Raw genomic sequence first — 3,484 nt, 5'->3', positions numbered from 1 at the left:
GCGACCCATCTCTCCCGGGTGGAACGCCACGCCGTCCATAGAAGCGTCCACAGACCCGATCTTTGCTTTACTAACTGCTGTTGATCTCAGATGCGGGGTTCGTTCGCGATGCGACGGTCGGGTTGTGGTTGGTGGCTGTGACAGGTTGGGGTTGAAGTCGCGTTAGTCGACTAAATGCTGTCGGCTCCTGTAAGCGAATGGATAGATGAGGCTGTCTGGCGACGTTGCCGTGTTGCCTTTCGGTCGAGTGATCGGAGTGTGTGGGTGTCTGATTCTTGTCGGTTGTGGACCGGCGGAAGTTGATCCAGGTCTTTGGCAGCTAGGATTGCGCGCGACCGAGCAGGGGAGTGATCGGGATGTCGCAGGTTGTGACATATGAGGTTGATGATGTTGTGGTGTCGTTCGAGATCGATCCGGTGGCAGGGTTTGTGCCGGCGGCCTCGCCGGAGGAGTTGGTCGGTCAGGTCCGAGAGGCGGTAGGGCCGGCGGTTCGTGCGGCGCAGGCGGTGTTGGAGCAGGTGCGTGAGGCCGCGCCGGATCGGGTGGAGGTCAAGTTCGCGGTGAAGGTGACCGGAACGATGACCTGGCTGGTGGCGAAGGCAGCTACCGAGGGGAACTTCGAGGTCATGCTGGCGTGGGAGCGTGGTTCGGGCGAGGTTGCGGCCGAGGTGCCGTGACCGGCCGGCGGTTGGGGCCGATGTCGGATGTCTGGACGGTGGCGGTTCACGTCTCGGCGTCGGACTGGAAACCGGTCGGCACGGGAGTGCTGATCGACGCGAGGCGGGTGTTGACGTGCGCCCATGTGGCGGCGGCTTGGGCTAAGGCCGGTGAGCTGTTCGTGGCGTTTTCGAAGCTGGAGTCGATGCCGGTTCGCACTCGGGTGGTGTCGGTGGTGCTGCCGGAGGGTCCGCCGCCCGAGTTGGCCGATGCGGCAGTGCTGGTGCTGGAGTCGGCGGCGCCGGACGGTGTGGTGCCGGCGCCGCTGCGGAATCCGCCGACGGCCGGGCTTGTGGACGGCGAGTGGTGGGCGTTCGGGTATCCGAACAGTGACGTGTTGGGCAGTTCGACGCACGGGCAGGTCGACGCGGCGTTGTCGTACGGGTGGGTGCGACTTCGGACAGATTCGGCGTACGTGGTCGAGCCGGGGTTCAGTGGTGCGGGATTGTGGTCACCGGCGTATCAGGCGGTTGTCGGTCTGGTGGTGCAGGCGCAGATGGCTGGCGAGCATCGCGGTGATGCTCGGGCGCTGACGTTGCGGCAAATCAGCGCGTGGCTGCCGGAGGCGAAGCTGGACGCGTTGACCGGTTGGTCGGCCGCGGCGGCTGAGGAGGAAGCGCTGGCCGCGTGGGGCTGGCGGTTGGCCGAGGACCCGGAGTCGGGCCGGCATTGGCTGCTCCGGGCGCGCGGAGTCAGCGGTGACAGCGAGCGGGGGTTCCGGTTCCGGGGCCGGACCGCCGCGTTGTCCCAGGTAGTGGCCTGGCTGGAGCATGCGGTTCCGGACCGGCGCGCTCTGGTGGTCACCGGGCTGCCCGGTGCGGGGAAGTCGGCGGTCCTCGGCCGAATCGTCACCACTGCTGATCCCGGCATCCGCCAGGCGCTTCCCGCCGATGACACGGCGGTGCGGGCTCCGGTCGGAGCGGTGGCGTGTGCGGTGCACGCCAAGGGCAAGACCGCGCTCGAGGTGGCGATCGAGATCGCCCGGGCGGCGTCGGTGCCCCTGCCCGCACGGGTCGACGACCTGCCACGAGCCCTGCGCACGGAGTTGGAGCAGCGACCGGCCCGCAGCCGCCGCTTCAACATTCTGATCGACGCGCTGGACGAGGCGTCGAGCCCGGCGGACGCGCGTCAGATCGTGACCGGGATCGTGCTGCCGCTGGTGACCGGCAGCGTTCAGGTCGTGGTGGGCAGCCGATACCGAGACGACGCGGGTGACCTGATCGGCGTCTTCGGCCACGCCAGGCATGTGCTCGATCTCGACGACCCGAGCAACTTTGTCCAGTCTGATCTTGTCGACTACGCTCTGGCCACGCTGCGGCTGGAGGGCGACGAACGCCCAGGCAACCCCTACGCAGATGATGCCGTCGCCCGACCGGTCGCCGAACGGATCGCGTCGTTGGCCCGCCAAAGCTTCCTGGTCGCCGGGCTCATCGCTCGCATGCACGGGCTGCATGACACGACCCCGGTTGCTATCGATGCCATCACCTTCGCGCCGTCGGCCAATGACGCCCTGCGTAGATACCTCGAACACCTCACGCCGGTTGATGGGGTTCCGGCGGCGACCCTGCTGACCGTGCTCGCCTTCGCCGAGGCACCGGGCCTGACCACGACTCTGTGGCGGCTGGGCCTGGAGGCCCTGGGCCAGGACCTGGACGAGCACCAGCTGACTGTGTTCGCGCGGTCGGCTGCAGCGAACTTCCTCGTCGAGACCGGCCAGCCTACGCTTACGGCCGGGAGCCGGCAGACGTCCTACCGGCTGTTTCATCAGGCGCTCAACGAGGCGCTGCTGACCGCGCGCGCCGACCTGCATGCACGGCCGGACGACGAACGCGCACTCACCCAGATCTGGTACCGCCACGGCCGCAGCATCGGCTGGGAGAACGCCCCCGCTTACCTGCTGCGCAGCGTGCCGGGCCACGCTGCCGCGGGCGGGCTGACCGAGCAGCTGCTTCTCGACGACGACTACCTGTGCCATGCGGACCTGCGACGCCTGCTCCCGCTGACCGACGCCCTTACTACGGCGACCGGCCGCGACCGGGGCCGGATGCTCCACCTCACACCACATGCCCTCACGGCCGAGCCCACTCTGCGCGCCGCCATGTTCCAGCTCACCACCACTATGGAAGGCCTCCACCCACCATTCCCTGTCTACAACGACGCACCGTACCGAGCCCTCTGGGCCGCGGTCTCCCCACGGACCGAACGCAACACCCTCACCGGCCATACGCACGCGGTGAAGGCGGTATGCGTAGTTCCAGCCGGCAGCGGGTACCACTTACTTGCAACCGCCAGCGACGACGGCTCGGCGCGGATATGGGATCCGACTGATGGCCAGCTCATTCACACTCTCTCCGGCCACACCGACTGGGTGAACGCGGTGTGCGTAGTTCCGGCCAGCGACGGACGCTGCCTGCTTGCGACCGCCAGCGACGACCGATCGGTCCGGGTGTGGGACCCGATGGATGGCCAGCTCATCCACACTCTCACAGGCCATGCCAGCGGCGTGGATGGGGTGTGCGTGGTTTCTGCCGGCGACGGGCGCCACCTGCTTGCCACCGCCGGTGGGACCTCGGTGCGGGTGTGGAACCCGACCGATGGTCAGCTCATCCACACCCTGACCGGCCACACCGGCGGGGTGAACGCGCTGTGCGTAGTTCCGGCCAGCGACGGGCACCATCTACTCGCCACCGCCAGCAACGACCGGTCGGTCCGAGTGTGGAACCCGACCGATGGCCAGCTCATCCACACCCTGACCGGCCACACCGGC

The 3,484-nt window shown here is 67.9% G+C and carries 1 protein-coding gene and 1 pseudogene; both read left to right on the top strand.

The window, feature by feature from the left end; translation table 11 throughout:
• The first annotated feature begins 356 nt into the window (after nucleotides 1–356).
• Nucleotides 357–677, top strand: coding sequence for a CU044_2847 family protein (locus tag ACFP2T_RS47850; RefSeq protein WP_377434752.1), 321 nt, complete (start codon nucleotides 357–359; stop codon nucleotides 675–677).
• 185 nt (nucleotides 678–862) lie between these two features.
• Nucleotides 863–3,484, top strand: a pseudogene (locus ACFP2T_RS47845) (hypothetical protein); the annotation flags it as partial.

The sequence above is a fragment of the Plantactinospora solaniradicis genome (assembly GCF_042658085.1).
GTDB lineage: Bacteria > Actinomycetota > Actinomycetes > Mycobacteriales > Micromonosporaceae > Plantactinospora > Plantactinospora solaniradicis.
Note: the sequence above shows the minus strand (reverse complement) of the source record. Positions and strands in the feature narration are given on the sequence as shown.